Here is a 6,628-nt window from a genome sequence, read left to right on the forward strand (position 1 = left end):
CTGTGGAGGCGCGGTGCAATCAGGCCGCCCGATGAAGCAGGAACCCGGTACTGCGCGAGCAGCTATCACCCAGTAATGGGAATCCCCCTCCTGTGACGCGAAGCGCTAAGGTGGGGGAGGATGTCAAGGGTACCGAGACGTTGCGCATCACGCTCATCACCCCGGCCACTGCCTCGTTGGCCTGGTCGGTCTTTGGCAGGGTCTTGATGTAGAAGGAGGCGCGGGCAAAACGGTCCGCCGAGCGGTTGGTGCCGGGCAGCATGGTGAGACCGCCAATCTCCTCCCAGTAGTCGTTGAGGGCCAGTTGCTTGTCAAAGGTCGGCGAGTTGGTCATCACCTGATAGCTGCGGTCGTGGTAGCTCTGCAGCTTGCCCCCCACGTACTGGAAGATGGCGGAATCGCCGCTCGCATCGGAGAGGGAGAGGTGCAGCTGGCCCGGCTTGCCATCCGGGGTCAGGGTGGTCACCACATAGAACTCGTCCTTCGACAGGGCGGCGACCGAATCGGCCACGGTGGCGAAGTTGTCCAGCGCGTACTGGGCCCAGAGCGAGATGGAGAGAGTCTTGCGCGGATCCTTGTCGCTCGGGGTCACATACTCGGACTCGGTCAGATAGAGGAGGTTGGCCACCAGCCCCTTCTCGTTCATGCCGTCGGCGGTGCCCGCATCGAAGCCTGCCGCCACCACGGAGCCGTAGCGCGACGTCCACGTCATGGAGTGCGCACCGGCCTCCCCTTCCCGCGCGATGCCACGGGGCAGCGCCCAGAGATTGGTCGGCATGGCGCTGCGCCAGTCCATGGTACGACCGGTCACCACCAGCGCTCCCTCCCCCTGATAGACGGCGCGGGTACAGGCATCGGCGAGGGAACTGACGGAGAGCGAGACGGTCAGGGCCAGCAGGGTCTTATGCAACAGGGGGGAACGCAGGATTGTCATATGGATCACTCGAGTCTGTTGAAAACACAAGCATACCCCTTTTTGCATAACAGGGGCTGACTGAGGCTGGCAAACCAGGTGACAGATCTATCAACAGAGGTGCTGCCCTGCCAATCAGCGATCAATATCCATAAATTAATCAAAAAGATAAGCAAGCCACTTCGGGGCGATACCGCCAGATGCCATTCGCTGGCTTGCGTCGGTTTCAGACACATACCCTGCCCGCCAGCAGGCGGACAGGGAGGGGCTCAGCCTTCCTTCTTGCGGATACTCAGCCCCAGCTCGCGGCCACGCAGGCGGGCATAATAGATGGTGCCCACAAACGCCAGGGTGGTGAGCACCAGCTCCACCACCGCCAGCCACCGCTCCCCCTCATCCGTGGTGATCAGGGTCAGGGCGTGCAGGAAGTAGGGCATCAGCACGAAATTGCCCCAGGCGTGGGTGTAGGGATTGCCCTGCACTATGCCCTTGAGGGGGAAGAGCAGCGGCACCGTCCAGATCACCGGCAACAGCCAGGGGGCGAGATCCGGGTGGGGCGAGAGCCAGAGGTGCCAGAGCAGCACCCAGGCCAGCAGGCCGAAAAAACCGGCCAGGGTCAGCAGGCGAGCGAAGCGGGTGCTCACTTGAGGATCTCCAGCACCTGCTCGGGCGGACGACCTATGCGGGCCTGCCCGTTCTTGATGACAATGGGGCGCTCGATGAGCTTGGGGTGCTGGTGCATGGCACGAATGAGATCATCGCCGCTCACCTCGCCGAGCCCCAGCTCCTTGTAGAGCTCTTCCTTGGTGCGCATCAGCTGTCGGGGATCCGTGAAGCCAAGCTGACTCAGGAGGGTGCGGATCTGTGCCTCACTCGGGGCCTGCTCCAGATAGAGCACCACCTCGGGGGCGACCCCGTGCTGTTCCAGCAAGGCCAGGGTTTCACGGCTCTTGGAGCAGCGCGGATTGTGGTAGATTTGGGTCTCGCTCATGATAACTCCCTGATTAATCGCAAGATGGGACAAGAAATGGCGCTATTGTAGGGGAAACGGATGGTCAGGGTAAGCGGGAAGGCTATGGAAATGAAACGGATCTGTTGGCTGATTGTGGCAACCCTGCTGGGGGCCTGCAGCCCGGCACCCGACTTTACCGACGGCGCGGGAAAGAAGGTCAGCCTCGCGGAGCTCGGTGGCAAACCACTGCTGGTCAACTACTTCGCTCCCTGGTGCGCCCCCTGCCTGCGGGAGATGCCCCTGCTGGCAACATTGCACCAGGAAGGTCAGATCCGGGTGATCGCCATCCACTATGACCCCGCCTCTCCCGCCGAACTGACCGAGCTGGCACGGCGCCACGCCATCAGGGTTCCCCTGATGATCCCGGATGACGACGCCCGCCTCCCGTTCCCAAGGCCCGGGGCGCTGCCCACCAGCTATCTGCTTGATGCCAGGGGAACGCTGCTGGAGACCCTGGTGGGAGAGCTGGACGAACAGAAGCTCGCCGAGATAAAACGCCGCCTGGCGAGCGCCCCATAGCAGAGCCATCCATCACTCTCATTTCTTCATCATCAAGATGCGTTGAAACCGATGAAAGGCCCTATTTTAGCCTGCAAAACAAGGCGGGATGCCCCCAAAGGAGCACCCCGCCTGCCATCAACCCGCTCCGGACTCAGCCCTTGAGGCTGTCCAGATCCTTCTTGGCCCGCTCCAGCTGGGTGATACGCGCCTCGATGCGGGCCAGGGTCAGCTTGTCACTGGTGGTGCCCCGCGCCACGATCAGTTCGTCGATGGCCGCCTGGTAGTCCCCGCGCAGGGAAAGGGTCTCCGCCCGTGCCATGTGCAGGTCCGTCATTCTGCCCGCCTTGCGGTAGGCGTCCGACAGCAGGCTCCAGGCCAGGCTGTTCTCGTCGTGCTCCCGGGCATAAGGGTCCAGGATGGCGATGGACTTCTTGTAGTTGCCCCCCTCCAGATAGGCGTTGCCGAGGTTCACCACCACCACCTCGTTGTCCGGCATCCGGGTGCGGAAGCGCTCCAGTCTGGCGATGGCCTGGGCGCTGCGCCCCTTGGCGAGATCGATGTCGGTCAGGGCATCCACCACGAAGAGATCCTCCGGGTGACGGGTCGCCAGCTCCTGCATCAGGGTGTCGGCCTCGTCGGTGCGCTTGAGCTGCAACAGGGCCAGCGCCTTGCCATAGATGGCGGCATCCTTGAGGGGGTAATCCCCCTTCTGCAGGCGGCTGTCGAAGTAGGTGAGCAGCGCCTGGGGCGTCTCGGTGCCATAGCGCACCTGGATGCGCACCTTGGCCAGCCAGAAGTCCAGGCTCGGCGGCAGGGCGCGCGCGCCATAGCTCCCGGCCCGGGCACGGGCTTCGCTGATCCGGGTCTCCGGCAGGGGGTGAGTCAGCAGCATCTCCGGCGGCTTGCTGGCATAGCGGTACTCCGCCGCCAGCTTCTGGAAGAAGTTGGCCATGCCCATGGGATCGAATCCGGCGTCATACAGCGTCTTCATGCCGATGCGATCCGCCTCGTATTCGTTGTCCCGGGTGTAGTTGATGGCCGACTGCATCGACAAGCCAAGCGTGGTCTGCAAGGCCGCGATGCCGGCGGTGGGGTTGATCACCGCGAGTGCAATGGAGCCCACCAGGCCGGCCAGGGTCATGGCGGAGCTGCTCGCCTGTGCCTCCATGTAACGAGCGATGTGACGCTGGGTCACGTGGGTGATTTCGTGGGCCAGTACCGAGGCCAGCTCGCTCTCGCTCTCGGCGTAAAGGAAGAGGCCGGTGTGCACCTTGACCCGGCCACCGAGGAAGGCCGCCGCGTTGATGCTGGGATCGTTGATGAGGAAGAAGGTGAACGGGAAGCGCACCCCGTCGGCATTGGTCAGCAGCCGCTGGCCCAGATCGTCGATGTATTCGTTGAGCACGGGGTCATCGATGATGGGCAGGCCCGCCCGGGCAAAACGCATGAAGGCGTTGCCGTAGCGCACCTCCTGCTCGATGGGCAGTGCGGCGACCCCGGCGGTACCGATGTCGGGCAACTGGTTGCTCCCCTGGGCGTGGAAGGTCGCCCCCATCAGGGTGACCAACAGGGGAAGCGATGCTATCAGGGGGGAAAAACGTGCCACGTTATCTCTATCTCCAATCAGACCCCAGCGGGCATCGGCAGAATACCCTTGCCATTCAAGGCCCACAAGCGTTGTTTCATCCTCTCATCACGGCCATAATGACCGCCACGCACGCGATGGAGTTCTCATGGAACAGCTCGACCTGACCCCCTGGCGTTGTCCCGAGCCCCTCATCCGGCTCAAGCTCTGGTTGCGCCAGGCCCGGCCCGGTCAATCCGTGTGCATCCAGCTCGGGGATGCAGGCTCCCGGCAGGATATTCCCGCCTATCTGCACCGTCAGGGTCACCATGTCCAGACCCGGGAAGAGTCAGCTACCCGCCTCTCCCTGCTGCTCGTCGTTGCCCGTCCCCCCCGTGAGCCGCCATTCAAGGAAGCCTCGATGTTAGATGTATTGAAGCGCTGGTATCAGACCCGTTTTTCCGACCCCGATGCCGTCACCCTCTTCCTGCTGCTGGTCTTCTGCTTTGCCGTGCTCTGGCTGTTTGGGGATCTGCTGGCACCGCTGCTGGTGGCCCTGGTGATGGCCTATCTGCTGGAGTGGCCGGTGAGTCGCCTGCAACGGGGCGGCCTCTCTCGCACCGTCGCTACCAGCCTGGTCCTGCTGTTGTTCATCACGGTGACGACCCTGATGCTGCTGGGCCTCATCCCGACGCTGGTGAGCCAGGGGGTCAACCTGGCCAAGGAGGCCCCCGCCATGCTGGCCCATGCCCAGGACTATGTGCGCACCCTGCCGGAAAAATACCCCGAGATCATCGACGTCAGCCTGGTGGAAACCATCATCGACAACATTCGCCAGCGCATCCTGACCGGCGGCGAACAACTGGTGAGCGCCTCTTTGAGCTCCCTCATCAACGTGGTGGCCATCCTCATCTACGCCATCCTGGTGCCCCTGATGGTCTTCTTCATGCTCAAGGACAAACAGGTGCTGATGGGCGGCCTGCGCCGCTTCCTGCCCCGCAACCGCACCCTGGTGAACCGGGTCTGGGTGGAGATGAACGACCAGATCATCAACTACATCCGCGGCAAAGTGATCGAGATCGTCATCGTCGGCATCGCCACCTATGTGCCCTTCGCCCTGATGGGATTACGCTACTCCGCCCTGCTGGCGGTCGCGGTGGGCTTTTCCGTGCTCATCCCCTATATCGGCGCCGCCGCGGTGACCGTGCCGGTGGCCATGGTGGCCCTGTTCCAGTGGGGGCTGACCCCCGACTTCGCCTGGCTGATGGTGGCCTATTTCGTGATCCAGGCCCTCGACGGCAACCTGCTGGTCCCCCTGCTCTTCTCCGAGGCGGTCAACCTGCACCCGGTGGCCATCATCATCGCCGTGCTGGTGTTTGGCGGTCTGTGGGGCTTTTGGGGCGTCTTCTTCGCCATTCCCCTCGCCACCCTGGTCAAAGCGGTGCTCAACGCCTGGCCCAAGCGGGAAGATCTCCCCCGCCCCGCCCCCTGACCCTGGCAAGGGGCGAGGCTGGGTCTCGCCCCTTCCAGATACCGGCCACCAGCAGCACCTCCGTGACGCTGGCTCATGCTTGCCTTGTCGGGTTTAATTGAAAACCGACATCCGTTTGACTTGCTACGCAGGTCTGATTCGTTCCCACTGCCCACCCACCGACAAGGATCTGTCATGTCCCCAGTCCCTGCCCTGCGCCATGCCTCTTTGGGTGCCTTTCTGGCACTGCTGTTCTGTTCTCCCGTCCGGGCAGACCTCGATATCGGGGCCCTCAGCGCCTTCTCCAGCGACAGCCCTGACAGCCCCATTCCCAAGGGGCTGGTGCTGGGCGGGGCCGTCATCGGCGGTCAGGCCCGTTACCAGCACCAGGACGACACCCTGATGCCCATCCCGGGGGCCCTCTATTTTGGTGACAACCTGATGTATCTGGGGGATCGGGCCCGCTACTACCTCAGCCGGGATGGCAACCTCTCGACCTATGCCTTCGGCCGGATGCGCTTTGGCAACCTGGACCCGGACGACGATCCCTTCCTCCATGGCATGGAGAAGCGCAAGGGGCAGTTCGAGGCCGGTGTTGGGGCCGATCTCATCACTCCCTACGCCCTCTGGAGCGTGCGGGCCACCACGGATGTGACCGGCACCAGCAACGGTCAGGAACTGATGCTGTGGGCCAACTTCCCCATCATCCGCGGTCCCCTGCTGCTGATGCCGGGAGCCGGCGTGATGCTGCGCAGCCACAACCTCGCCAACTACTACTTCGGCGGTGTCTCGCAAGACGAAGCGAGGGCGGACAGGCCGGCGTGGAACACGGGCACCACCCTCTCCCCCATGGTCTCCCTCATCGGCAGCTATCGCTTCAGCGCCAACTGGATTGGCGGCTTTGGCATCAACTACGAGCGCTACGACGACGACATCGCGGACAGCCCCATCGTCCAGCATCAGGGAGAACTCTATGCAGGCTTCGGGGTGGGCTACATCTGGTAGCCCCATCCGGACTGGACAACAAAAAAGGAGCCCATGGCTCTAATGCCGATCAGTTAAGGATCCATTGACCGATCCTCAGGCTGTGTAAGAATCCGAAACTCCTTGTTGGGTTTCGGATTTTTTTATGCGTATCGACCAAGCTCTCGACTTCATTCACGCCTG

Annotated in this window: 7 protein-coding genes; 3 read left to right on the top strand and 4 right to left on the bottom strand. The window is 63.0% G+C overall.

Annotated elements, in window-relative coordinates; genetic code table 11:
• Nucleotides 1-19 precede the first annotated feature (19 nt).
• The 3 genes from HKD46_RS20820 to arsC all read right to left on the bottom strand — a co-directional run bounded on the left by HKD46_RS20820 (nucleotide 20) and on the right by arsC (nucleotide 1,904).
• Nucleotides 20-934, bottom strand: a complete 915-nt coding sequence (locus HKD46_RS20820) for a linear amide C-N hydrolase (protein ID WP_234924985.1) — start codon at nucleotides 932-934, stop codon at nucleotides 20-22.
• Nucleotides 935-1,182: 248 nt separating this feature from the next.
• A complete protein-coding gene (locus HKD46_RS20825; RefSeq protein ID WP_043155315.1) occupies nucleotides 1,183-1,557 on the bottom strand; it encodes a DUF2069 domain-containing protein in 375 nt (124 codons plus the stop codon).
• Nucleotides 1,554-1,904: an arsenate reductase (glutaredoxin) gene (arsC, locus tag HKD46_RS20830; protein ID WP_043155313.1), complete on the bottom strand. Its 351-nt coding sequence runs from the start codon at nucleotides 1,902-1,904 to the stop codon at nucleotides 1,554-1,556. The genes HKD46_RS20825 and arsC overlap by 4 nt, the downstream gene beginning before the upstream one ends.
• Before the next feature lie 60 nt (nucleotides 1,905-1,964).
• Between arsC and HKD46_RS20835 the strand changes: the two genes are divergently transcribed.
• Nucleotides 1,965-2,444 carry a TlpA disulfide reductase family protein gene (locus HKD46_RS20835; protein ID WP_171865932.1) on the top strand — a complete coding sequence of 160 codons (480 nt, stop codon included), beginning with the start codon at nucleotides 1,965-1,967 and terminating at the stop codon, nucleotides 2,442-2,444.
• 133 nt (nucleotides 2,445-2,577) lie between these two features.
• Here HKD46_RS20835 and HKD46_RS20840 read toward each other — a convergent pair whose 3' ends face one another.
• Nucleotides 2,578-4,032, bottom strand: coding sequence for a M48 family metalloprotease (locus HKD46_RS20840; RefSeq protein ID WP_223918331.1), 1,455 nt, complete (start codon nucleotides 4,030-4,032; stop codon nucleotides 2,578-2,580).
• Between the two features lie 127 nt (nucleotides 4,033-4,159).
• Between HKD46_RS20840 and HKD46_RS20850 the strand changes: the two genes are divergently transcribed.
• Nucleotides 4,160-5,482: an AI-2E family transporter gene (locus HKD46_RS20850; protein WP_161469681.1), complete on the top strand. Its 1,323-nt coding sequence runs from the start codon at nucleotides 4,160-4,162 to the stop codon at nucleotides 5,480-5,482.
• 174 nt (nucleotides 5,483-5,656) lie between these two features.
• Entirely contained in the window at nucleotides 5,657-6,466 is an 810-nt protein-coding gene (locus tag HKD46_RS20855; protein WP_043155304.1) for a MipA/OmpV family protein, read from the top strand.
• Nucleotides 6,467-6,628 lie beyond the last annotated feature (162 nt).

This window comes from Aeromonas sp. TW 6 (genome assembly GCF_013168745.1).
In the GTDB taxonomy this organism is placed as follows: Bacteria; Pseudomonadota; Gammaproteobacteria; order Enterobacterales; family Aeromonadaceae; genus Aeromonas; species Aeromonas caviae.